Genomic DNA, 22,941 nt, shown 5'->3' with positions numbered 1-22,941 from the left:
TATTGCGCAGCCCTGCCTGCCACTAGGCTTAGTAGTTGACCTGCTCGAAGCCGTAGTTTCCCTCGTAATCGCGCCAATCCACGAACACAGAGCGATGCCAGATGCTCGGACAATGGTCGCCATACCGCTCCATGCCGGTGTGAGCCTCGGGCAATGCGCCAACGGATGAATTGCGCCAATGAAAGTCGCCCTGGGTGCCGTAGGAACCCATGCGGACGCTTGCTGTGCGGTTGCAATCGTCACGACCTTCGTGTTGGCGGGCATATGTGACATTGAATACGCGGATCGAGCGGACGAAATCGAACTCCGACCCGCTGATATCGATGTCGGCCGTGCCGTTGTCGTCGCTGTATTCGCCTTCCTGCACGAAATGCAGGGCGAAGCCTTCGGGCAGCCGCCGGGCAGTCCCGCCGCTCTGGCGAAGAACGGCGGGCTGCGGCTCAAGCGCGTCGTCCGTGAGTGGTGCGCTTGGAAGCGATTGCAGCGGCGCAGGGGCGCTGTCTTGCATGAGAATGTCCAAGATGCGTGTCCGATTCAGCTCGGACGGATCGACGTTGAATGACGCGCCCATCGGGCAGCGCCAGATTTGCAGCGGCGGCTCGACCGGCCAGGGTGTGATCCTGCGAATGAACTCTGCGCGGGCGCGCGCACACGGCTCGGAGGCTGGCCAGCCGCCCGAAAGGCAGAGCAGGATGGCACAGTCGATCTGGTAGCTTTGTGCTTGCGCCCGCTCCGGGGCCGCGACAAAGCTGGACGCCGCGACGGCGCAGGCCAGTGCGGTGGTGCGGAGCAAGTTCAACATGGTATCTCCTTCGATGAATGGCGGTGCTATAAGGAAGGGCGCACCCTTATAATCTTGTGATAAGGCGAATGCAGGCCGATTGGCAACATATTCCGGTTGAAAATCATCTTGCAGGTCGGGGCAAGGGCGGTTTGCATCAGCTCGTCGCAGGCGCTCAACGGGCCGGTTCGACCGCATAGGGATCAAAGACCGTGAGCGAAAACCCGCTCAACTATAGGGGTATCAGTCCTCGGAGACCACTTGATCGAAGAAGCGTCGGTATTCCTCGCTGACCTCCTGCCCTTCCTGGAAGGCCCGCGCCCGCTCTTCATCCAAACATTGCAGGTAGGCGCTGAAGTCCGCGAAGTAGATCTGGAAATCGTCATAGATCAGCTCGCGATACTCCCTTGCGGACTCGATCTCGGCGGGAACGTAGGGCCGTTCGGGCGGAAAGCAGGTATTTGCTTGCACCCCTGACACCACAAAAATAGACGACATTATAAGCATGTAAGCCCGGATCGGCCCTCTAGGCATCGTGTGTTATCCCTTTAGATCGCTTGGGAAATGGTCAGGTCATGTGTATTGGTGCGTTAGAGCAGAAGTTTCTGCGCGGTGCAAGATTACAATGTTGCACCCTATTTTATAATGTCGTAGGACTGAGGAACCCGAGGAGGGTTCACGGTCCGTTAGCCAGAAGGGAAAACGCCGATCGTGAGGACAGACCTAAACAAAGAAGCGCCTAATGTGGTTACAGAGACGCAATTCAGGGTCCTCTTGCAGCAGGGGTATCAAGCTGAGGTTGTATGTAAAACCCCAGCATTCCGAAAAAATGCCGTCTGGTATGGAGAGTGGTTCATTCGGGCTGTCACCGAAGACAGGTCGATTGAGAAGCTGCTTGTGCCTGGACGCCGCTGGAACAAACACGAAGAAGAAATCCCGCTGCGGCTCTTCAAGACTGCGAACGGTCTCATCTCCTTCCTCGAAGGGTTCGGCTTCGATCCGATCCACATCCCCCTGCAAAAAGGGGGCCGCGCGCTCCACATTCTGCCAAACGGCAGCACGCCATCTGACGACGACTAGCGCCGCGCTGGCGCTGTCCTGCACCGTCGCTCTGGCTCAGGGCATGGTGCTGGTGATGGAGGGCGATGGATCGCTTCGACCCTCCACCCCACAAACCAACTTTGCCCGAAATTACAATGATGGTGTCGGCCAAGGATCAGCGTCCGACGAGCTCATGCTGTTCGGCGGTGGCCGGGACGCCGCCGACGAAGAGGATGGTTCCTTCCGGGTGGCAGCGATTGCGCCTCGCGCTATCGCACCCCGGCCAGCGATCCTGAACGCCATCGACCAGACCGCCCTTCGTTATGCGAGCCATCCGGCTCTGCGCCGCGCGAACATCAGCGTGACCGAGTGGCGGCTGCTCTATCAAGCGAACATCGAAATTGAGAGCGCCTACAACCCGAACGCCCGCAGCCATGTTGGCGCGATTGGGTTGGGGCAGCTCATGCCAGCGACGGCGGCCGACCTCGGCGTCGATCCCCACGACTGGCAACAGAACCTCGACGGGTCTGCTCGGTATCTCCTGATGATGCTGGCCCGTTTTGGGGAAGCTCGATTGGCATTGGCCGCCTACAACGCGGGCCCCGATGCAGTGGAGCGGCATAGCGGCATCCCGCCCTTTCGGGAGACGCAAAACCACGTCAGCCGTGTGCTGGCAGTTTTCAACAGGCTCGAAGGAGAACATTCATGAAGCCTCAATTTAACGTCTTCGTCGCGCTCTGCGGGGCTCTGCTGCTGCTGGCAGAACCCGCGCTGGCGCAAAGCATCGACCTATCGCCAGTCCAGGATGTGCTTCAGGGTATTGTGGACGCGATCACCGGCCCCCTTGGGATCGTGATTGGCACGCTGGCGCTGATCGGTGTCTTTCTGTCGTGGCTCTTCGGCATCCTCGATTTCCGTCAGGCCATGTGGGTCGTGGTGGCAATCGCGGGTATCGCTGCCGCGCCGACCATCGTTTCCGCAATCTGGTCTTCGTAAGGAACTGGCACGATGGCGGAACAGTCTCGTCTTTTCCTCGGCCTTGTGCGGCCTCCCAAACTTCTCGGGCTGCCGATCATGTATGCGATGGTCTGGCTCTTCGGGTCTGTTCTGATCTTCCTCTGGGTCCAGCATTGGGTGGTCGCGGCAATCGCGGCGGCTGCCTACCCCCTGCTGTGGAAAGCGGCAGATTGGGACGAAAATTTCCTCGATGTGGTGGTGACGGCTTTGCAGGTCACGCGCCCGACCCTCAATCGCAAAATCCACGGCGGAGACAGCTATGCCCCGTGATATGAATTACGATCCCCGATCCCTGCTGCCCGCGTGGTTCGGGCGGGAAGTGAAGCTCAGCTCCATGCTTCCCTATATTAGCCTCGTTGACGACAAGACCGTGCGGACGCGGGGCAATGAGCTTTTTCAGTGCATTCGGCTCGACGGCGTAAACAGCAACACGACCGATGACGAATACCTCGACCGGACCCGGGCCCTCTTTGCGTCGGTGGTGGCCCGGATCGGCCCGGAATGCGCGTTCTATGTCCACAAGGTCTCGAAAGCGATCTCGCCTGAGCTGCCGCCGGTTGAAGGCGATACGTTCGCGGCGGCCGTCGATCGCCAGTGGCACCAAGCTCTCGGCCAACGCCAATTGCGGGACAAGACACTCACACTCACCGTCATGAACCGGCCTGCTGCGGGCACCAGGTTGCCCTTTCGGGCCGCGAAATCGGTGGAGCTGCTGCGCGCTCAGACAGAAAAACGGATGGGAAGGCTTCAGGAGGTTGTGCGCTTCCTCATGTCGTCCTTCGCGGACATGAACCCCCGGCTACTCGATGAACCTTCGGGTGAGCTTCTCGGTTTCCTGGGTGCGCTGAACATTGGACAAGAGCTGCCGCTGTATCGCGGCGCGCGCACGACCATAGTGGCTGAAAACGTCGCCAACACCCGCGTCACCTTCAAGGGTGACAAGTTCTACCTGTCTGAAGGCGCAACCGGCCCTCGCATTGGCTCGATCTTTGCGGTGAAGGACTATCCCGAAAAGACCCATTGCACGATGTTCGATGAACTGAGCCTGCCGGTCGATATGATCGTAACGCACAGCTTCACCCCAATCAACAGCAACTGGATGGCGGGGCGCATCAAACGGCAAATGCGGTTGCGCGCTTCGGCAAGTGACGGTGCGGTTTCGCTGCTCGAAGAGCTGCCAGACGCTCTGGACGATCTGGAATCGAAGCGCCTCAGCTTTGGCGATCATCATATGTCTGTGGCCGTTTTCGCAGATAGCGAGGAAAAACTGGCGAACATCGGGGGTGAGATCAAAAATACGGCCTCAACCGAGGGTGTGAACCTGATTTCCGAAGGCTTCGCCAGCGCCACTCACTTCTTTGCACAGCACCCCGGAAACGGCCACGCCCGGAGCCGGAAAGGGGCGGTGACGAACCGGAATTTCGCGGACTTCGCGGCATTTCATCGGACGCCGCTCGGAAAGACGGCGGACCAGGTGCCGTGGGGCAAGGTCATCACCATGTTCCCAACGCCGGAACGCTCGGCCTTCTCGTTCAACTACCACGAACAAGGTTCCCCGGACAAAGAGCCGACTGGTGGTCACACACTTATCCTCGGGCGCCCTGGCTCGGGGAAATCGGTTCTGTCGGCCTTTCTGATGACGCAGGCCCGCCGGGCCGGGGCGCGTCTCTTCGTGTTCGACTACCGCTTGGGCATGGAAATGGCGGTGCGCGCGAACGGTGGCCGCTATTCCTCGATCAAGGCCGGCGACGCAACCGGGCTCAATCCGCTCTGGACCGAGATTGACGAACGTGGGCAGGCATGGCTCTCCGACTGGCTTGCCTCGCTGATTCATCGTTCGGACAAGCCGCTGACCCCGGCGCAGACGAACCTTATTCAGCAGGTGGTTCGTCAAAATGCGACCGCCAGCGACGCCAACCTGCGCAACTGGCACGATCTGGCCTCGCTCTTTATCTCGGCCGACGATGGCGGTGATCTTCATGAGCGACTGCAAGAGTGGACGGCCGAAGGCCGGTATGGCTGGATTTTCGGTCAGAACCGTGAAGACACGTTCTCTCTCGACGGCGAGGTCGTTGGCTTCGATCTGACCGGCATTCTCGACAGCGAAAGCGAGAAAGAGCGGATGGCTGTGCTGTCCTACCTCTTCCGCCGCGTTGAGCGGGTTATCGAGGACCGCAAGCCAACCATCATTGTCATTGATGAGGCGTGGAAAGCTCTCGACAACGGTTATTTCGCTGAACGCCTGTCGAACTGGCTGGTGACGGCCCGGAAGCAGAACGCGGTCGTCGTGATGATGACGCAGTATGCCAGCCAGCTCGAACAGACCCGCACCGGCAAAACCATTGTTGAAGCGGTGCCGACGCAAATCCTTCTGCCGAACATCCGGGCCAAGGCATCGGACTACGCGATGCTGAACCTTCACGACAAGGAACTGGACGTGCTGCTCACGTCCAGCCCGGCGTCCCGCATGGGGTTGGTTCGGGATGACCAGGGATCGGTCGTCATCAATGCAGATTTGAGCGCCCTCGGGCCGCTCCTAACCGTCCTCGGCGGGATGGAAAAAGGTGAACAGTTGGTGGGTGCCGATTACCGCCAGCGTGAAGATTTTTGGAGGGTCGAATGAAACCTACTGCAATCCTGATTATGCTGACCGCTCTGGGCGTCGCTGGCTGTGCCGAGTATCGGCCGTCCGAAGCGAATTGTTTCGACACGGTGACGCGCAGCAGTCACAGCATGGCCTTCCTTCCGACGAGTGAACCGCAGCCGCAGGCCCGGATTTCGACCAAATCCGCACCCTGCACCTTTACCGCGATCGGCGGCCCGGAGGGCCGTGGCGATGGATAAGACGGCTGCACTGACGGCCATTGCCTTCCTGTGGGGAACCTGCGCGATAGCGCAGGGTGTCCCCACGGTCGACGGTAGCCTGATTATCAGAAACGAGGCGTCGAACGCTCATCGGGAAAGCGATCTCGCCACACAGCGCGAAACGCTCGCGGTGCAGGAAGAGATTGCGGCTATTGAGCAAGAACAGCTCTCCATTCTGCAACAGATCCTCGACGCCCAGACCAGCCTCGGTGGCCAAGGCATTCCGGGCATGGTCTCCGCATTGGAAGATGGGGCAGACCCCGAAGCGTCGGCCGATGTGGTCTATGACCCTGAAGACAGCAACCCCGGCGCTGCGCAAATGTTCGGGGACGCGGCAAAGAACGTCGAAGAGCTGATTATCCAGGTCGCGCAAGAAACGCATGGCCTTTCCGGTGTCGGCCAAGCGGGGTTTTCGGTCAGGGAATGGCGTTACATGCTGCAAGCCCTGATTTGGCAGGAAAGCCGGTTCTCCATCGGCGCTCGGTCGCCGGTCGGGGCTTTTGGCCTGACGCAGATCATGCCCGGCACCGCCGGCGATCTCGGCATCTATCCCGAGTATTACGACAGCCCATATTTGCAGGTTGAAGGCGGCGCTCGCTATCTGGCGCAGATGCTTGCCATGTTCGACGGCAACATCATCCACGCCCTCGCTGCCTACAACGCCGGTCCTGGCAACGTGCAGAATTATGGGGGAGTGCCGCCGTTTCAGGAAACGCAGCACTACGTTCAGGTGATCCCGGCAAAATACAACGAATATCTGGCGCGTGGTGGCGGCGGCGATGCCGTTGGCACCATCGACCCGGCCCTGCTTGCAAACTCGAACCTCTCCTTCACCGGTGCCGGGGCCAGTTTCTACGCGAACAACAGTATGGCGACGGTCGAAGCTGCCGCGCGCCGCCTTCAGAGCATCATCCAGCGGATCAGCGAAACCGAGGATGTGCAGGAGGCTATGGCGCTGAACACCTATGCCCGTGCCGAGTTTGGGCGGCTCAGCTCTATCATGGCACGGCTCCTTGCAGCTCGGGCACGCCCGGCAAGTGCCGAGTCAATTGCGCTCGCGGCCGACCGCCAGCGCGAACAGCAATTCATGGACTTCAATATGGAGGATTTCGACTGATGAAACCGTCGATGAATATCAACGCGGTGATCCGCAAAATCGCAACCGCCGGTTTCCTCGGCCTTGGCCTTGCAGTCGCACCTGTTTCGCTGCTCGGGACCACGGCACCGGCTGCCTATGCGCAAGGCGTTCCCACCGTGGACACGCAGAATATCGCGCAGGAAATCCGCCAGCTTCAGCAGATGATCGAAGATGAAATCCTTCAGAACGATCAACTGCTTCAGCTCCAGGAACAACTGACAACGCTGCAAGAGCAATACGCGCAGCTCCAGGACACCTATGCAGCCCTGACCGGCCTGGCCGAACTTCCCGAGATCATTTCGACGGAAATGGAGGAATGGTTGAACGGGCTGCTCGATCAGGAATTTGGCGACATTACGGGCACCATCGCCGCGATCCAGCAAGGCGATTGGAGTGGCCTTACTGGCTCCGGTTCCAGTCAAATCCGCACACAGATGGAGCAAGTTCTGGCCGAACACGGTTTCGATGAAGACACGCTTTCGGAAATGGCGAACAGCGGCAACGGCGGCGCGGAACGGGTTGCCACCCGAGCCACGACTGGCGCGATGGTCTCGGCCGCCGCGCAGAACAGCTACACCGAAGCCGGGCAGTCGCTTGAGCGGATCGACCGTCTCGTGGACCTGACGGGTGACATGGAAACCCTGAAGGAAAGCATCGACCTCAACACGCGCGTCGTGGCTGAGAACGGCATCATTCTGGTCTCGATCATGCAGCTTCTCGCGGTTGGCACCGTGGGCGAGGGGCAGGCCGGCGTCATCGAGGCGGCGGATCGGGCGGAAGAGGATCGCTACATGGACTTCACCATGCCCGATCTTTCGGCAGACTAAGCGAGGCAGGCAAGTGGCTAAGGATCTAGAAATCATTGAGGAAGAGCTGATTTACGGTGCCCGTCGCCGTGAAAAGCTCTGGCAGAAGCTGGCCTTCGTCGGTTTGGGTTTCGGCGTGTTGGGATGCCTTGGAGGAATGGCGGTCGCGGTCCTCGATGTTGATCCTGCGCCGGTTGTCGTTCCCTACGACCCCAATACCGGCATGGCCCTGCCGAATGCCTCTGTCGGGGCCGTGCGCGTCACCGAGAACCAAGCAGTCATTGAAGCTGCGGTCTTCCGCTATGTCACGCAGCGGGAGATTTACAACCAGCTCGACAATGACCTGCGCGTTCGCGGGGTGCTGGCAATGTCGGACGGCAACGCCGCTGCCTCGCTCCGCCAGCTCTGGAACAGCGCAAGCGAGAACTATCCGCCCAACGTCTACGGCCCGGATGCCCGGCTCGATGTTGAAATTCTGAGCATCAACAGGATCGGGGACAACCGCGCCACTGTGCGCCTTCGCAAGCGGCTCACGTCGCAGCAGGGCGTCCAAGCTGGCCTGTTCACGGTCACGCTGATGTTCGACTTCCGGCCCGAAGAGCGGCGGCAGATTGATGAGGTATGGACGAACCCGTTCGGCTTCACCGTCACCGAATACGCAATTCGCTCGGACAGAATGGAGAACTGATATGAAGATGCTCAAAACCGGCCTTCTGTCCGTCGCTCTCGCCCTGGCTGTTGCTCCTGCGTTTGCCGAAAGCAACCCGAGAGCCGGAAGCCACGACAGCCGCGTTCGAATCGCAACCTACACCGATGGACAGGTCTACCGCCTTCGCGTCAGCCTGACCCATGTTACCAGCGTGGAGTTCGGTGAAGGGGAAACCATCCGCTCGATCATTGCTGGTGACACGGAAGGCTTTCAGCTCGACGGCGTTCCGGGCGGCCGTGCCTTCGCCGTGAAGCCCTTGGCTCGGGGTGTTCACACGAACATCACGGTCTATACAAACCGCCGCAGCTACTATTTCAACGTCACGGAATCGTCCTCCCCGACCTACTACGTTGTCCAATTCCGGTATCCGCAGGATCGAGCGCGCCCGACGAACGCCGTCGCGCAAAGGGCACCGAATTACAACTATGCGGCGTCGGGGCGCTCGGAAATCACTCCGACAGCCGTGTGGGACGATGGGACATTCACCTATTTCCGCTTTGCTCCGAACGCCCCGGTCCCTGCGATCTTCCAGTATTCGGCGGGCCGCGAGCGGACGGTGAACAGCCAGCAGATCGAGGACGGCGTTCTTCGCGTGTCAGGGGTGAACCGCCAGTGGGTTTTGCGCCTGGGCGATACCGTCATCTGCATTCAGGAAAATAGCGCCGGAGGAACCGGATCATGAGCGACGAAAAGGACCTTGAAGAGCGCCTGGCCGCGCTCGAAGCCGGAGGCGAAGGCGGGCGCAAGAAAGAGCGGCCGTCGCCCAAGGTGGCACTGGCCGGGGTCGGTGCCATCGCGGCAGTTGGCCTGATCGCATACCTGGCCTTGCCGTCTGATGAAGCGGAAAACCCGCTGCCAACCGCGCGGCCCGCCGAATTTCAGGAAGAGGGCGACGGCTTCGGTGCGATCGAGCCGTTCGTTCCCCCTGCCCCGCCTGAGCCCGAAGTCGTAGAAGTGGAAAACGATGGAGACGCGGCACTTCGGGCGCAGCTCGAAGCCCTCCAAGCCGAGATTGCGGAATTGCGCAACGCACCTGCCGACGATGGATCGGCCGCCGCCGCGCTCGAAGCTCTGACGGCACAGGTAGCCGCGCTTCAGGCTGCCTCGGAAGATGCCCGCTCGGAGTTTCAGGAGGAACTGGCGGCGCGGGATCGCGAGCTTCAGCGCCTGCGTTCCCAACTTGAGATTGCCCGGCTGGATCAAGAAAACCCGATGCGACCGGCTGGCAATGAAGAGGACGCGCGCCTTGCCGAGCTGGAGCGCCGGCGAGCGGAGGCGGCCGCGTTTCAGGAGGCCCGGATCAATTCACCCATGATCGCCTTTGGCAACTCCGGTGCAGGCAGCGACGAGAGCGCCCTGTCCGAAAGAACGCTCGGTGAAGTGACCGATTTCGTTCTCAATGGTGCATCGCCCTCGCAGGTGACGCAGGCTGAGGTCATCGCCAATCCATCGAACACGGTGGTCCAGGGCACGATGATCCAAGCCGTCACCGAAACAGCGCTGGACAGCTCTCTGCCGGGCCAAATCCGGGCCATAATCTCTGAAGACGTGCATTCCTATGACGGGTCGCGTGTCCTGATCCCGCGCGGGTCGCGCCTGATCGGGCGCTATCGCTCCGGACTCAATGTCGGCCAACAACGTGTGACCGTCGCATGGGATCGGATTATCCTGCCGACGAACCAGACTGTTACCATCAGCTCGTTCGGGGGCGATGAATTGGGCCGCTCGGGCGTCACGGGCTTTGTGGATACGCGCTTCGGAGAACGCTTCGGATCGGCGGCCCTGATCTCTATCCTTGGCGCGGTGCCCGCCGTAGCGGCGAGCCAGATCGACGACGATGTGTCTTCGGATGTGGCCGAGGACGTGGGCGATGACCTGCAAGATGCGACTGACGATGTGATGAGCGATTACCTGTCCCTCGGCCCGGTGATCTACGTCGATCAAGGTGCGCGGATCACCGTCATGGTGGATCGGGACGTGGAGATCTTCTGAATGACTTCTAGCTACCTCCAAGCCTCGCTCGACAAGCTGTCCGACGCCATGCGGGATGATGTGATCGAGATTTGCATCAACCCAGATGGCCGGGTTTGGGGCGAATTTCAGGGCGATCACTTCATGCGCCTGCTCGATGCGTCCATGAGCCAGACGGAAATCCGCGACCTGGGAAACCAGATCGCGTCCGGGGCGAATACAAGGATCGGGAAGGAAAAGCCCATCGTTTCCGTGAGCATCGAGTATCGCGGCCGACCGATCCGGGCGCAGGTAATCCAACCGCCTGCCGTCCAGACAGGGCACTCGATCTCATTGCGCTTCTTCTCGACCTTGCCGCTGGAAAAGATCGAGCTGAAGTATCTCTATGGTGCGGAACGCAGCCTTGAAGGTGTCCGACAGGAACGGAACCGCGAGCTGCGCCAGGTCGTGAAGAGCGGCGACATTTACGCCGCGATCAAGTTTTGCGTCGAAAACAAGATGAACATGGTGGTCTCCGGGGGCACGTCCACCGGGAAAACCGTCGCGGCCAGGAAGATCCTCTCCTATGTCGGGGAAGACGAGCGCATCGTGACAATCGAAGAAGCGGCCGAGCTGCTGCCGAACCAGCCGAATGTCGTGACGCTGATCGCGAACCGCGATGTGGAGACGCAATCCGCTGACACCCTTCTTACCTCCACGCTGCGGATGCGGCCCGATCGCATTGTCTTGGGCGAGGTTCGCGGGCGCGAGGCGATGACCTTCCTAGAGGCCATCAACACCGGACACGGGGGGTCGATGACAACGCTCCACGCAGAAACGCCGCAACTGGCGGTGCAGCGCCTCGCCATCGCCGCCCTGAAGACGGATGTGCCGATGACCTATGCCGACATGATACAGTATATCGAAAGCTCGATTGACGTGATTATCCAGGCCGGTCGACACAATGGCGACCGGGGCATCACCGAGTTTTATCTTCCGGGCAACGAAAGTGAGGATCAGAGCAATGAAAACCTTTGAAAACGAAGTGCTGACCTTCGACCCGCAGTCAGCAAAAAGTATGAAGAGCATGCCGGATAAACTCAGGGAATGGGGCGAGGCGGGATTTCAAGTGGTGTCGGTGGTTGAAGCCAGCGCCGAAGGGCGCGGTGGATGGAACCTGTATGTGTTCCTGACGCGCGAAAGTGTCTCGGCCGACAAGGAGAACGCAGTATGATTAAAACATCCCTCATCGCGGTTCTCGTCTTATCACCCATCCCTGCCGCTGCTCAGTTCGTTCCGACGCTGGACCCCGAGCCACGAGTATGCCCGGATCGACCGCCCAGACCCGACTGGATGGAAAATGCTCATGTTCGGGATGCACACAAGAACATCCTCGTTCAACAGATGTATCGTGCGCAGAGCCTGAATGCTGTTGTGGAGACGGGCGATTGCTCGTGCGAGACCCGGTTTCCTTCGTGGAGTGCCGTGTCGGACTACTACTTTGAAAACTATGCAGGCTTGGATAGGCACGAGATTCTTGAACGGACCTCGGACTATAGCGGCACTGCCAATGAGCTAAGGCCAACTGCTAGAGCAATCTGCGAAGAGCAGGAAAATTGGTGAGGGCCTTATGAGCGTAGTCACATTTTTCGTTGAGACGGCAGATGACTTTCTAGATACAGCAGCCGAGTCGCAGTTCGGCGCTGTAGCCGCAACCGTCGGCACCGTGATCGCGTTATCTTCAACACTGATCGTGATTTTGATATTTATTAACATGGCGTTCCAGGTTCGGACCGTCGATGGTCGAACCTCGTTCTGGCTTGCCGTGAAAATCGCCTTAGTAGGCATATTTGCTACCAATTGGGCGCAGTTCAACTATCTGGCTGACGGCATCCTAAACGGTATCGACAGCATTGCTGGATCTCTCATCGCGTCTGTTGGTGGCGGTGAGCCTGGTCCTTCGGGAACATATTCTGAAGAGTTCGACCAACTCATCAATCGACTTGGTGAATACCTGAACGCAATCGGTGAGAACCTGAACTGGATGGCGGGTGCACTGATTGACATGCTAGGTGTTGTGCTTCTGTCGCTTTTAGGAGCTCTCGCAGCCTTCCTCACCATCATGTCGCGTATGTTGATCGCCCTGCTGATCGGCATGGCGCCGGTGATGATCTTTCTCACGCTGTTTGAAGTTACGAAGGACTACTTCTCGCGTTGGCTGTCGGCACTGATCTCTTTTGCAATTTATCCGATTATCATCGCCGGGGTTTTTTCTACGATCATTGGCGTTGCGAATGCGCTGATAGACCGGCTCGGAGACCCCACAAGCGCGTCAAACATTGGTGCCCTGTTGCCATTTTTCATGATGGTTATCATGGGTAAGGGGTTCATTCTGGCCACCCCGTTCATCGCGCGTTCTATCTCTGGCAACATCGTCATGCCTGCTATGATGGCCGGGGCAGGCGGCAGCTATCAGTTCGCGAGAGCCGCGATGGGAAGTCAACAAGCGCAAAATCGCTATAAAATGGGAAATGCGTCTGGTGCTGATCTCGCCGGCATGAGAACCAACCAAATGGCACGTCGCGCGATGACTTCTCTGCGCAGATCATCATCTGACACCACTGACGCCGGTGGAAATACCCCGCCTTCAACCGGCACCGGCGCTAAGATGCAGCGCATGAAAGACCGGGCCGACCGCCTCGGAGATTGAAAAAGGCCCGCGAAAGCGGGCCTTTTGCTTTACTTCGGTCGGACAGGGCGCGGCTACTCGGCCGCGGTCGCGCGCGCGCCCCCCTGCCCTTCCGTGAAACTCGCCTCGAACTCTGCCAGCTTCGCATCAGCGTCACGCAGCGCCTGCACGTCAGCGTCGGTAACGTCGCCCGGCTCGGGCAGATCGAGCCTCTGCTGGACAGCCAGGTCGAACTCGCGCTGGCGCTCGTCCATGTCCCGAGTCGCCTGCGTTGCCTGGGCGACGGCTTTGGACCGTTTGCGCTTCGACGTTTTCAGCTTCGCTCGATGGGGCTGATCGCTGGCCTCTTTCACCGAAAGGTTCTCGGCCGCTTCCTGCGGCGCGGCCGCCGGCGTCGGCTGCGCTTCTTCCTCCGGTTCTTCCGCAATCTCTGGCTCGACGGCTTTCAGTATCCGCTCTGGGAAAGGCAACTCGCCCTTCTGCGCACCGTGAATCGCCTTGAAAAACGGATCATCGTAATACTGGATGCGCTTTGCCCGGATCGGCATTTGGGCGTCCACAACCATCACAATGTCATTGAGCGGCATCCGCCGCGCCTCGTCCTCGGGCAAGAGAGACGTTTCTTCGGTCCGTTCGGACATGCTGCGACCCTCGAAGGGGTTCCGACCAATCGACCGGGATCGCGTGACCACGCGCTTGGTTGTCTTGCCCACGGCCTTGCTCAGCTCTTCGACAGTCTTTTCATCGGACGGCGTGAGGTAGAGCTTCACACCGGCGTTGCCCTGCAACGCCCGGCGGGTGTTCTCGCCATATATCTCGTCCAGCGCCGGGATCGTTTGCGTGACGATAGCCAGGTGCCCCTTGTAGGAGCGCAGCGTCTCGATGCTCTCGACCACGATGGGCATCTTCCCGAGGCGGTTGAACTCGTCCAGCATAATCATCACCGGCCAAGGTTCATCCTTTCCCGGCTCCTTGTCTTGCAACGATGAAATCAGGTCGGAGAAGAACAGTCGGATCAGCGGGGCCATCGGCTTCACCATGTTCGGAGCAACGACCAGGTAGACGGTGAACGGCTTCTTGCGGATCGTCCTGAAATCGAAGTCCGATTCAACGGTGGCCGCGTCGATCGCCGGGTTGCTCCATTGATCGAGGCCCGAGGTCATCAGGAGCGACACATAAGAGGTCAGCGTGTCATTGTTCGTGGATGCAAGCCGCTCGAAAATCAGCTTCGCAGCGTGGTTCCGAACTTCGTCCCGACGCTTCATGAACTCCTTCTGCTTGTTGCCGCCGGACGCGCTGATCCGGTAGATTTCGCCCAAAGTGGGCCGCTTCCGCTCGAAGGCCAGAAGACCAGCGGCAACAAAGAGGTCGATACCGCCTTTCAGAAGTCCCTGCACACGATCACTGTCTGCTTGCAGGAAGAGCGAGGCGAGAAGCTGAAGCTCCATCTGCTTTCGGTCAGGATCGTCCAGCTCGAAGATCCTCAGCAGCGGGTTGTAGCGATGGCTGCGCCGGTCGTGCCAATCGGTCGGAGCAAAGCGGAAAACCTTGTCGCCCTCCGACGCTCGATGCCGGGCGGTATGCTCGAAATTCTCCCCCTTCACGTCTAGGACCACGGCGGACCCTTTGAAGGTGAGAAGGTTCGGGATAACGAAGCCGGTGGTTTTCCCCCGCCCGGTCGGTGCGACGATCAGTGCGTGGGGGAAAACCTTCGACGTGATGAGCTTCCCGCGCGACTTCGGCTTGCCCATCTTGCCCAGGATAAACCCAGTGCCGGGTTTACCAAAAAACCCATTGCGGGCCATTTCAGCGGCCTTCTGCCAATGGGTCCGCCCGAAACGAGTGAGAGCTGACCCGGACAGAACCGCGCTCAGAAGCATCCCGGCCAGGGCAAACCCGCCGATAATGAGATTGACACGCTCGAAGTCGTTGGGTCGGACGGTGCGCATTTCAAGGTAGTTCTGCGCCAGCCAGAAGAAGTCGATCTCGGCCGACAGCCCATAGTCGCGGAACGTGAGATAGGCGCTCGCAATCACATAGCCGACAGCGGCCGAAACCAGCGTCAGAAGGATTACGCCAACCGCGATCTTGCCCTTATCCATGCGTCTGCCCCTTCTCGCTGTGGCTCTGAACATGCTTCAGACGCTGCGCATCGTATTCTTCATCGGCAATCTCGGAAATGACCTCGCGGGTGGCCTCGCTGTTGGCCGTCGCTTCATCAGATTGCAGATAGGCTTTCGCGGCGTAGAGCCGTTCCAGACGATCATCAATGACGTTCTCCAAGGCATCAGCATCGCCTTCGCGCAATGCCTCTATCCGTTCGTCATCCAGCTCACGTTCGATTTCCTCGCGATAGGCGCGGCCGCTGGCCTCGTCTGCGAAGGTCGGGTTGATCTTGTCATCCCGCTCGTGGGCAATGACACGCTCGATCTCAGGACTGCGCCCGGTGCTGGTCAGCTCACGTTGCGCCGCGATCTCAGAAACCCGCTCACTGTCTCGAATGCTCATCGCCGTGGCGTAAGTCTGGCCCAGACCACGCGCAAGATGATCGGGCATGTCCGGATACCGGGCTTTGAAGTCATCTTCTACAGCCGCCTTCACATCGGCGGAATCGTCGGCTCCGGCGGCGCGGGCCTCCGTTTCGATCCGGTCGTATAGGTCGCGATCGACAATCGCTTCCTGATAGGGCTGGTCACGATAGATCAGGTCCGGCGACGCGAGGATTTCGGGCTTGTCTCGGAGATATTCGGCCTGCTCGCTTGCAATCCGCTCCCGCGCCATCGCGTCGATCTGACCATCTTCAGACATAGCCTGGACACGATCATAGCGCGTGTCGAAATCTTCCGATTGATCTGCTGACATAAGCTCGTCACGGATGCGGCTGCTCATGCGATCAAGGCTGGCCTGCTCGATATGCGCCTGATGAGAAGCCCTGCCTTCGTTGTCGGTCTCGACTTCATAGGGGCGGATCGCGTCATCGAACTCGCGCAAGCGGGCCTGCTCGAACCGCTCTACCTCTGCACTGTAGCCCTCGAAATCCTCATGCTCATGCGGCCGGAACTCGCGAGTATCCTCGCGCAGCAACCCGTCGCGCATCTGTTCACCGTATCTGTCGGCGGTGTCGCGCAATAGAGCATCGGCCCGGCGCTGATCTTCAACCGACATAGCTCCCTCCGCACGCTCTTTCGCCAAGGCCGTAAACGCCACTCCCAGCTCCGCGTTGGTGCTGACATTGGTGCCACCCTGAGCGGCACGATCCCGGCCAATGACCAAGGGCTCGAACGTGGCATAATCGTTGTTCGGCCCGTCGAAATTGTCACGAACGCCCTTTTCGACCTCCGCCACGGCGGCAGCCTCCCGCGCCGCAATGCCTTCATTCTCGGCTCGAATTATGCCGACCTCGGTCCGCAGCTCATCGCTTACACGTTCCCGATAGGCTTCATCGTTCGCCTGATCGCGCAGGAAATCTTGATAATCCGGATCGTCCTCGAACACCCCATCATCGCGCAGAACCTCCGCCCGTTCGAGCGCGGTCCCAAGCTGGACATGCACCTGGTCCAGCTTGTCCACCGCTTGCTGTAGATCCTCGCGCTTTTCGAGATTGAGCCCGTCAGTCTCCGCGATGTGGCTCAAATCGTCCGAAAGCCATTGACGTTCCAGCGCAGCGTTATTCGCTGTGGTCTCAATCCGTGCGATGATCGTCTCGGACGAAATGCCGGTGCCACGCAACGCCGTCTCGATCTGCGCCCGTGTCTCGGGTTCACGCAGCCGTTCGACGGCATCGCGATTCACGTTGGCCTCGGAATAGACCCCATCGGCCGAAGGCGCATCAAGTAGCGTCTGCGAACGGGCGCCCAGAGGCTGCATGTGGGCAACCCCCCGATAGATTTCGTTGAGACGCGCCTGCGCTTGGGGTCGTTGCGCCTCGGGCGTGCTGGCAACCATCGCCTCAACGCGCTCCATCCGTGCGGCAAAGCTGCTTCTCAGATCATCAAAGGACTGTTCCTCGGCCATGTAAACTTCTCCATTCTGTTCAAGATGCCCGCCCCGCGCCATCAGCTCACCGGCACGGAACAAGGCGTTTGCAATATCCTCACGGTTCTCGGCCGACGCCTCGGCGGCCAGTGAGCGGTAAACCTTCGTGTTGCTGGCGATCTCCGCCAGCGCCCGGTCCAGATCGCGCCCGACGCGGGCACGTCCAACGGGCTCCCTGCCCTCTTCCTTGGCCGCGTAGACCTCCTTGGTGCGCGGCTGATATGTTACTACACCCCGATCCAAACGGCGCGTTGCTTCGAGACAAACCCCATATTTTTCAGCCTCTTCGACCATCGCTGTGCGGAAGTCGTCGTAGTTGAAATGATGATCCCGGCCCAGATAGAAGAACTCGCCTTCCTGGGATCGCCGGTTCAGGACGACATGGGCATGAGGGTGAGCCCGGTCCTCATGAACCGCGATGAGGTAATCGAAATTCCGGTCTTCCGTTGCGAAGAACCGCTCGCATACGTCGCTGGCTATGTCTCGAACATCCGCGCCACGGGTGCCAACCGGGAACGACATAAGCAAATGGGTCGTGTGCCCCATCTTGGGGTTGAAGCCCTTGTCCCACCGCTCTGTGAAACGATCGGCCACACTCTTGATTTCGTCGGCGCTCAACTGGCGCTTCCCATCGAGGACGCCACGGCTGTCCACGATATGCGAACTCTTGGTGGTCAGATACTCAAGCTGATTGACGAGCTGACCCCGCGTGTGTGTTCCGCCAGACCGGATTGCCTTGAACACGGCTGCTCGATGGCCCGCCCCGGCGCGGGCCATCTGCTGCCGCTTCTGTCCGAGGCCCTGCATGGAACCTCGAACCTTGCTCCATCCCTCCTGGAAAAGCTCACCAGTGACAGCGGCCACCGCGTTACTCTTCGCCATCGGCCAGCTCCTTCAGGGCGGCATTGACTGTCAATGTCAGGTGACTGCGGCGACGCTCCGCAAGCGAATGAACCTGATCGGCAAAGTCCAGAACGAACCCGGCGAGGCTCCGCATCTGCGATAGACTGCCCGGCCCGAAGGGCGGTCGAAGGCCCTTCTTGTTCGCTTCGTTCATGCGTTTGGCGATCTGCGTGACGTTGTTGCCGACCCGATTCAGGGCTGAACGGAAGCCGCCCAGCTCAGATGACAGATGTTCATCGGGAATGAAAACGCCGTTTGCGCACTGGATCAATCGACGCAAACCTTCCGATCTGCTGTTGATCCCATGTTTCCCCAGCAGCGTGTCGAACGCCTGAAGTTCCTCTGGCGAGACGGTGACGGTGATCGTTTTGCTGCGATGGCTGCTCTCACGTCGGCGCTCTTTTTCAGTGCGAAGCGTGTAGTAGATCGCCCGTTCGGTCACATTGAAACGCGCCGCAAGTGCCTTTGCGGAAACGCCTTTTCCGCTCTCGCGGACGATGGCGAGCCGTTCCTCACGGGTCAGACGACGGCGCAATGACATACTGAACAATCACTCCCTATTTCCTGCCACCTACATACAGACGAATAGGCTTCGACGCAATCCGGGGATTGTGTCGAGTGTCGAAGCCGTTAAGTTCGGCTGTATTCCGCATCAGGCACGGCTTGCCCGTGCCGTGATCGAACCGTGGTTCGATCTGGGCCGCTCCGGCCCACCCCTCTAAAAATGCCCCGTGAGGCGCTAGAAGCGCCTCTCTGCACCCTACCCCCTCAGAAGCCTCGGAAGCGCCCTCAGCGAGCCGCTGCGGCGCTCCTGTGCGCCATGCCGCCCCCGACCGAAGCAGACAGTCCCAGCGAAAGGTCTGATTGCGATGAGGAAGAGAGGCAGCACGCCGGCCCTTTCGGCTCCATCGCCTCCTTAACGCCCCGCACGCAACACATAACACGCAACACATAACACGTAACACGTAACACGTAACACGTAACACGTAACACGTAACAATGAACAGTTGCCACGCAACAAACAACAAGCAACACGGAACATACCACAGGCAACAAGCAGCACTGGACACTGGACACTGGACACTGGACAGATAACACTTGACCTGCAACACGCGACAGAGGACAAGTGACAGGCAACAGTAACCACGCGACAAGCGACAAGCGACAAGCGACAAGCGACAGTCAACCCGGAACACCGGACAAGCAACACTGAACATGAGGCCGAGCAATGCCGAACGAAAACATGAAAGTCATCACGGTCATGACGCGCAAAGGCGGCGCCGGAAAGACCATGCTGACCCGTGCCCTGGCGAGTGCAGCTATGAACGCAGGCAAGAAATGCCTTGTCCTAGATGCTGACCCGCAACAAGCCTTGTTTCGATGGGCTGATAAGCTGAAGATCGAAGACCCGAATTTCACCATCGAAGAGCTGAAGTCACCCGAAGCATTCGAGGCGCGGGTGGATGCTGCCTGGGAAGAAGGATCAACGGATTTCATCTTCGTTGACACGCTTGGGGCCGCTGGTGCTTGGGCCGACGATCTCGCGGCCTTCAGCGACATTCTTGTGGTGCCCATGATGCTGTCCAACGACGACATGGAAATCACGCAAGACACCCACAAATGGTATGTTGACCTCCGGGGAAGGACCGAAGATCCCGAAAACCTGCCGACCTTCCATGTCGTTCTTTCCAGCGTTCCCGCACGGATGAGTAAAACCGAACAGCAACTTGAGCTGGAAGCGGTTCAATCCTTCCCGGTCGTCCAGAACTACTTTATGGAGCGCAAACAGCATAAAGACGCCGCCAGCCTCGGTTTCCTCCACTATCTCGCTGAAGCACGGCGCAACGATCCGAACCCTCTGCTGCGCACCCACGCTAAGCACTATGAAGAGGCTTTGGACGAGGCGTTGTCGATCCTACAGGACATTGGAGGGATCGAATAATGGCCCGCAAGCAACGCCCGAACATCAGGGGCTACAACCCTGAATACACCACCAACTTCGGCACCAATCGCGAAGGTGCCGGAGCCTTCGCACCGGAAAGCCCGAAACCCTCCGCTCCCGTGGAACCTGCGGCTGAACAAACGCCAACTCCTGCGAAGCCCGATCCTGAAACCGCCCCTCCCTCTGCCAGCAAGCCCATAGCTGAAAAGCCCGCTCGCCCGCGCGTGGAGAAAGAGCGAGAACCGCAGGCCCCCAAGGCACCACAGCCTGCCGCCGAAAAACGGGAAACGCGCCTCGACGCTGCTGTGAAGGTGGATCAAGGCAAGAAGCTCGATGCTCTGGAAGGGCAGGGGATCGCGGCCCGCGATGTGATCGTGCTTGCCGGACGCAGGGCAACGGCCAAGTTCGAGCTGAAGGCCAAATATATCGAAAAGCCCGAGGCAGATCGCCTCCCGATGCGCGAAGGCTACCACACAACGAAGCGGCTCCCCGCAAACATCCTGGACGATTTGCGCGAAAAGCATGATCCGCTTCGTCTCCAATCCGATAGCGCGATGGTCCGGGGCCAGTTCGAACCCGTGTTCTGGACCTGCCTTGATGAAGTGATCGAAGAGCTACGACATAAGAAGGATTAGAAGACGCGGCTTGCCGCGTCACGTTGTTGCATAGAAGGGGGAAGGAGTTTTGGCTTCCTTCCCCCTGAAGCAAAATAGACAGGGCCGTGTCCTCGGCTGCGCCTGCGGGCCGCACCACCCCTGTCGATTTTGCTTCACCCCCATCCTCTCACGCTCGCCGCTCGGCAGGGGTAAGCGGGCGCTTACCCTCCCTTTAATGATGAAGAAGGCGCGGGAACGGGGCGCTCCGTGGATCAAAAAAAAACGGAGTGAAAACCATGCCGAGGCAAAAAAGACTGGAAGCGAAAGCAATCAAGCGCATCCTCGATGCCAGGACGCGCGAAATCGTCGGATGGCTCTACGAGTGGAACACCGGCGAGATACTTCCGCGCTGGAAGGACGAGCGTAGGGAAAATGTCATCTATGAGTAAGACACCAATGTTTTCGCTGTCGGCCGAGGAAGACGGGCGAAGCCTTGGCACGGTCTACTCGACTAGCTCGAAGACCCTGCGCGAGTTTGGCGCGGCTTACATGCGCGATCCGAAGACGCGCGGGGAAATCACCTTGAAGAACGCCGAGGGGCGCGCGGTTGCCTCTTTCGACGTGTGGCAAGACAAATGGTCGGAAACCGCCGAAACCTTTGAATAATCTTCCCTTTTTGTTCCAAAAATGCTAGGCTGTCTCCCAAAAGGAGGCAGCCTATGCAGTTTCATAAAGCATTGATTTGCAGCGTAATTATTCTGACGGCATCGCCCGCTGTGGCAAGTGCCTGGGAACATGAGCATGAGCGTGGGGTCGATCTCTACCGGACGGAGAATGCGGGCGTCGTGGTCTCGCTGGTTTGTGATCCGAACACGGTCTATGGGACCACGGAAAGCGCCGTCCTGATCGAATCCGGGGACAACCCCGACCTGTCGGCCGAGGTGGGCTTCAGCTTTCCCGATGGCAACAGGATTGGCGCGGCAATGGTGCATGGGCGCTACGGAAAAGCGACGGCCAACCCCGTGGAATGGGAAACTCTGATCGCCGGATTCCGCGTGCATCAGACAGTCACGGTTACGATTGGCGACAGCTCGACCGAGGTTGAGCTTGGCGATCCCATGCCCTTCACCTGCCTCTGACCTTGCGCCTGCGAAAGCAGGCTCGGCGCGAAGCGCCGGGCGGGGCCGGGGCCGCGCGCAAGCGTGGCCCCGGCCCCGTCAAACATAGCACCAGGGCAAAGGAAACCCCCGCCGTGGGCGGGGGCTGACAGGTTCAAAGCTCGATGCCGGGGCGCAAGTTGCCGTCTTGGTCCAGCCATTGCCGCGCCTCGGCGCAAGCGTAGCAGATGCAAGAGCCCTCGCCCTCGATCGTCACCGGCGCGAAATAGACCGGCGGGTTTATCCTGCCGAATTTACGGCAGGACAGGCGGGGCAGGGTGTGGGGGCCGCTCATGCGGCCACCTGCTTTTCACCCTCGGAGACGCGGGCCTTTTCGTTGATGTAGTCCACGGCCTTCTGTGCCTCGGCGGCAGCCTTGAAAATCATTTCCTTGTCGGATTTCAGGGCCTCAAGCCATCCCTCGACATATGCCGCGCTCTGGTCAAACTGCGGCTCGACGCCAAGCTGAACGGCAAGGAAACATGCGCCGATCTCGGCCACCAGCTCGTCAAATGCGTATTCCTTACGGTTCGCATGGGCCTTCTGAGTGGCAAGCCGCTTTTCGCCGCAAGCCCAATGGGTCAGCTCGTGGGCAAGTGTCCCATAGTATCCGGCGGCGCTGTAAAATGTCGCAATCGGAGGCATATGGATGTGGTCTTTCGTCGGGTGGAAATAGGCGCGCGGTTCCTCCGTGGTGATGATTTCCGCCCCGCTGCGGGCAAAGAAAGCGTCAAGCTCGGCGTCGGCCTCCGTGCCAAGATCGCGGGGCGGTTCCGGGCGGATGTAGTAGGCTTCCGGCAAGCCCTCGATCTGGTCGGCATTGAAAACATTGTTGGTCTTGGCAAACCGGATGCGGCGCTTGCCGTCCTCGCCATCTGCCGCATTCTCGTCCTCGCGCTCAATCGAGCCATAGAAAACAGATTTCGTCGCCTTCTCGCCCTTCTTCACGCAACCGCCAAGCTCAAGGGCCTGTTTGAAGGTCATCCAGCGCGCGGAATTGTAGCCACGAACATGCGCCGTCGCCCAAAGCATCAGAATGTTGATGCCTTGATATGAATTGCCATTGTGCCGCAAGGGAAAGCTCGCGCAGCTCATGTCGCCCGTCCACGGCTTGCGCCATGGCGGGGTGCCCGCCTCGATCTGCGCAATGATCGTGTCGGTGACGTGCTGTTTGATGTCAAAACGCTCTTTAGCCATGTCTGGCCTCCTTGTGGTGATGCCCTATCCGGTCTGGTGCCGAAAATTGGGGCGGGGTTTCTGGCGAGGACCGCTGCAAGCGGCCCTCTCCTGAAAGCCTGCCTCCCGGCGAGGG

Annotated in this window: 27 protein-coding genes; 20 read left to right on the top strand and 7 right to left on the bottom strand. The window is 59.6% G+C overall.

Annotated elements, in window-relative coordinates; translation table 11 throughout:
• Nucleotides 1-28: 28 nt before the first annotated feature.
• Both ACSR1C_RS18110 and ACSR1C_RS18105 read right to left on the bottom strand, forming a co-directional pair.
• Complete coding sequence (locus ACSR1C_RS18110; protein WP_460260572.1) at nucleotides 29-802, bottom strand: hypothetical protein; 774 nt, start codon at nucleotides 800-802, stop codon at nucleotides 29-31.
• A 222-nt stretch (nucleotides 803-1,024) separates the two neighbouring features.
• A complete protein-coding gene (locus ACSR1C_RS18105; protein WP_460260571.1) occupies nucleotides 1,025-1,279 on the bottom strand; it encodes a hypothetical protein in 255 nt (84 codons plus the stop codon).
• Nucleotides 1,280-1,525: 246 nt separating this feature from the next.
• On the opposite strand from ACSR1C_RS18105, the gene ACSR1C_RS18100 reads away from it, so the two are divergent.
• The 15 genes from ACSR1C_RS18100 to ACSR1C_RS18030 are packed head-to-tail and all read left to right on the top strand — an operon-like array spanning nucleotide 1,526 to nucleotide 13,017.
• Entirely contained in the window at nucleotides 1,526-1,861 is a 336-nt protein-coding gene (locus ACSR1C_RS18100) for a hypothetical protein (RefSeq protein ID WP_254683293.1), read from the top strand.
• A 43-nt stretch (nucleotides 1,862-1,904) separates the two neighbouring features.
• Entirely contained in the window at nucleotides 1,905-2,531 is a 627-nt protein-coding gene (locus tag ACSR1C_RS18095; RefSeq protein ID WP_460260570.1) for a lytic transglycosylase domain-containing protein, read from the top strand.
• Nucleotides 2,528-2,818 carry a TrbC/VirB2 family protein gene (locus tag ACSR1C_RS18090; protein WP_096705165.1) on the top strand — a complete coding sequence of 97 codons (291 nt, stop codon included), beginning with the start codon at nucleotides 2,528-2,530 and terminating at the stop codon, nucleotides 2,816-2,818. The genes ACSR1C_RS18095 and ACSR1C_RS18090 overlap by 4 nt, the downstream gene beginning before the upstream one ends.
• A 12-nt stretch (nucleotides 2,819-2,830) precedes the next feature.
• A complete protein-coding gene (locus ACSR1C_RS18085) occupies nucleotides 2,831-3,109 on the top strand; it encodes a VirB3 family type IV secretion system protein (RefSeq protein ID WP_096705166.1) in 279 nt (92 codons plus the stop codon).
• Nucleotides 3,099-5,462, top strand: coding sequence for a VirB4 family type IV secretion/conjugal transfer ATPase (locus ACSR1C_RS18080; RefSeq protein WP_460260569.1), 2,364 nt, complete (start codon nucleotides 3,099-3,101; stop codon nucleotides 5,460-5,462). Before ACSR1C_RS18085 ends, ACSR1C_RS18080 begins: the two co-directional genes overlap by 11 nt.
• Nucleotides 5,459-5,683 carry a hypothetical protein gene (locus tag ACSR1C_RS18075; protein ID WP_460260568.1) on the top strand — a complete coding sequence of 75 codons (225 nt, stop codon included), beginning with the start codon at nucleotides 5,459-5,461 and terminating at the stop codon, nucleotides 5,681-5,683. The genes ACSR1C_RS18080 and ACSR1C_RS18075 overlap by 4 nt, the downstream gene beginning before the upstream one ends.
• Nucleotides 5,676-6,821 carry a lytic transglycosylase domain-containing protein gene (locus ACSR1C_RS18070; protein ID WP_460260567.1) on the top strand — a complete coding sequence of 382 codons (1,146 nt, stop codon included), beginning with the start codon at nucleotides 5,676-5,678 and terminating at the stop codon, nucleotides 6,819-6,821. The genes ACSR1C_RS18075 and ACSR1C_RS18070 overlap by 8 nt, the downstream gene beginning before the upstream one ends.
• On the top strand, nucleotides 6,821-7,669 hold the full coding sequence (locus ACSR1C_RS18065; RefSeq protein WP_340249603.1) for a type IV secretion system protein: 849 nt from the start codon (nucleotides 6,821-6,823) through the stop codon (nucleotides 7,667-7,669). The genes ACSR1C_RS18070 and ACSR1C_RS18065 overlap by 1 nt, the downstream gene beginning before the upstream one ends.
• A gap of 13 nt (nucleotides 7,670-7,682) precedes the next feature.
• The gene (locus tag ACSR1C_RS18060; protein ID WP_460260566.1) at nucleotides 7,683-8,336 is read left to right on the top strand and encodes a VirB8 family type IV secretion system protein; all 654 of its coding nucleotides are present in this window, start codon (nucleotides 7,683-7,685) and stop codon (nucleotides 8,334-8,336) included.
• A 7-nt stretch (nucleotides 8,337-8,343) separates the two neighbouring features.
• Nucleotides 8,344-9,039: a TrbG/VirB9 family P-type conjugative transfer protein gene (locus ACSR1C_RS18055; protein ID WP_460260582.1), complete on the top strand. Its 696-nt coding sequence runs from the start codon at nucleotides 8,344-8,346 to the stop codon at nucleotides 9,037-9,039.
• Nucleotides 9,036-10,349 carry a TraB/TrbI/VirB10 family type IV secretion system protein gene (locus ACSR1C_RS18050; protein WP_460260565.1) on the top strand — a complete coding sequence of 438 codons (1,314 nt, stop codon included), beginning with the start codon at nucleotides 9,036-9,038 and terminating at the stop codon, nucleotides 10,347-10,349. Before ACSR1C_RS18055 ends, ACSR1C_RS18050 begins: the two co-directional genes overlap by 4 nt.
• Entirely contained in the window at nucleotides 10,350-11,345 is a 996-nt protein-coding gene (locus tag ACSR1C_RS18045; protein WP_460260564.1) for an ATPase, T2SS/T4P/T4SS family, read from the top strand.
• Nucleotides 11,332-11,541, top strand: a complete 210-nt coding sequence (locus tag ACSR1C_RS18040; RefSeq protein ID WP_460260563.1) for a hypothetical protein — start codon at nucleotides 11,332-11,334, stop codon at nucleotides 11,539-11,541. The genes ACSR1C_RS18045 and ACSR1C_RS18040 overlap by 14 nt, the downstream gene beginning before the upstream one ends.
• Nucleotides 11,538-11,930 carry a hypothetical protein gene (locus tag ACSR1C_RS18035; RefSeq protein WP_460260562.1) on the top strand — a complete coding sequence of 131 codons (393 nt, stop codon included), beginning with the start codon at nucleotides 11,538-11,540 and terminating at the stop codon, nucleotides 11,928-11,930. The genes ACSR1C_RS18040 and ACSR1C_RS18035 overlap by 4 nt, the downstream gene beginning before the upstream one ends.
• Nucleotides 11,931-11,937: 7 nt before the next feature.
• A complete protein-coding gene (locus tag ACSR1C_RS18030) occupies nucleotides 11,938-13,017 on the top strand; it encodes a TrbL/VirB6 family protein (RefSeq protein ID WP_096705176.1) in 1,080 nt (359 codons plus the stop codon).
• Between the two features lie 53 nt (nucleotides 13,018-13,070).
• On the opposite strand, the gene ACSR1C_RS18025 is transcribed toward ACSR1C_RS18030, so the two are convergent.
• The 3 genes from ACSR1C_RS18025 to ACSR1C_RS18015 are packed head-to-tail and all read right to left on the bottom strand — an operon-like array spanning nucleotide 13,071 to nucleotide 18,475.
• Complete coding sequence (locus tag ACSR1C_RS18025) at nucleotides 13,071-15,098, bottom strand: type IV secretory system conjugative DNA transfer family protein (protein ID WP_460260561.1); 2,028 nt, start codon at nucleotides 15,096-15,098, stop codon at nucleotides 13,071-13,073.
• The gene (locus ACSR1C_RS18020; protein ID WP_460260560.1) at nucleotides 15,091-17,913 is read right to left on the bottom strand and encodes a relaxase/mobilization nuclease domain-containing protein; all 2,823 of its coding nucleotides are present in this window, start codon (nucleotides 17,911-17,913) and stop codon (nucleotides 15,091-15,093) included. The genes ACSR1C_RS18025 and ACSR1C_RS18020 overlap by 8 nt, the downstream gene beginning before the upstream one ends.
• Nucleotides 17,900-18,475, bottom strand: a complete 576-nt coding sequence (locus tag ACSR1C_RS18015; protein ID WP_460260559.1) for a ribbon-helix-helix domain-containing protein — start codon at nucleotides 18,473-18,475, stop codon at nucleotides 17,900-17,902. Before ACSR1C_RS18015 ends, ACSR1C_RS18020 begins: the two co-directional genes overlap by 14 nt.
• A gap of 687 nt (nucleotides 18,476-19,162) precedes the next feature.
• Between ACSR1C_RS18015 and ACSR1C_RS18010 the strand changes: the two genes are divergently transcribed.
• The 5 genes from ACSR1C_RS18010 (at nucleotide 19,163) to ACSR1C_RS17990 (ending at nucleotide 21,611) form a co-directional block, all read left to right on the top strand.
• Entirely contained in the window at nucleotides 19,163-19,876 is a 714-nt protein-coding gene (locus tag ACSR1C_RS18010) for an AAA family ATPase (RefSeq protein ID WP_460260558.1), read from the top strand.
• Nucleotides 19,876-20,511 carry a hypothetical protein gene (locus ACSR1C_RS18005; RefSeq protein ID WP_460260557.1) on the top strand — a complete coding sequence of 212 codons (636 nt, stop codon included), beginning with the start codon at nucleotides 19,876-19,878 and terminating at the stop codon, nucleotides 20,509-20,511. The genes ACSR1C_RS18010 and ACSR1C_RS18005 overlap by 1 nt, the downstream gene beginning before the upstream one ends.
• A gap of 257 nt (nucleotides 20,512-20,768) precedes the next feature.
• Nucleotides 20,769-20,921 carry a hypothetical protein gene (locus ACSR1C_RS18000; protein ID WP_460260556.1) on the top strand — a complete coding sequence of 51 codons (153 nt, stop codon included), beginning with the start codon at nucleotides 20,769-20,771 and terminating at the stop codon, nucleotides 20,919-20,921.
• The gene (locus tag ACSR1C_RS17995; RefSeq protein ID WP_460260555.1) at nucleotides 20,914-21,138 is read left to right on the top strand and encodes a hypothetical protein; all 225 of its coding nucleotides are present in this window, start codon (nucleotides 20,914-20,916) and stop codon (nucleotides 21,136-21,138) included. The genes ACSR1C_RS18000 and ACSR1C_RS17995 overlap by 8 nt, the downstream gene beginning before the upstream one ends.
• A 53-nt stretch (nucleotides 21,139-21,191) precedes the next feature.
• Nucleotides 21,192-21,611 carry a hypothetical protein gene (locus tag ACSR1C_RS17990; RefSeq protein ID WP_460260554.1) on the top strand — a complete coding sequence of 140 codons (420 nt, stop codon included), beginning with the start codon at nucleotides 21,192-21,194 and terminating at the stop codon, nucleotides 21,609-21,611.
• 133 nt (nucleotides 21,612-21,744) lie between these two features.
• On the opposite strand, the gene ACSR1C_RS17985 is transcribed toward ACSR1C_RS17990, so the two are convergent.
• Entirely contained in the window at nucleotides 21,745-21,924 is a 180-nt protein-coding gene (locus tag ACSR1C_RS17985; RefSeq protein ID WP_460260553.1) for a hypothetical protein, read from the bottom strand.
• The gene (locus ACSR1C_RS17980) at nucleotides 21,921-22,826 is read right to left on the bottom strand and encodes an ArdC family protein (protein ID WP_460260552.1); all 906 of its coding nucleotides are present in this window, start codon (nucleotides 22,824-22,826) and stop codon (nucleotides 21,921-21,923) included. The genes ACSR1C_RS17985 and ACSR1C_RS17980 overlap by 4 nt, the downstream gene beginning before the upstream one ends.
• Between the last annotated feature and the right edge of the window lie 115 nt (nucleotides 22,827-22,941).

The organism is Actibacterium sp. D185-2 (assembly GCF_054954595.1).
Note: the sequence above shows the minus strand (reverse complement) of the source record. Positions and strands in the feature narration are given on the sequence as shown.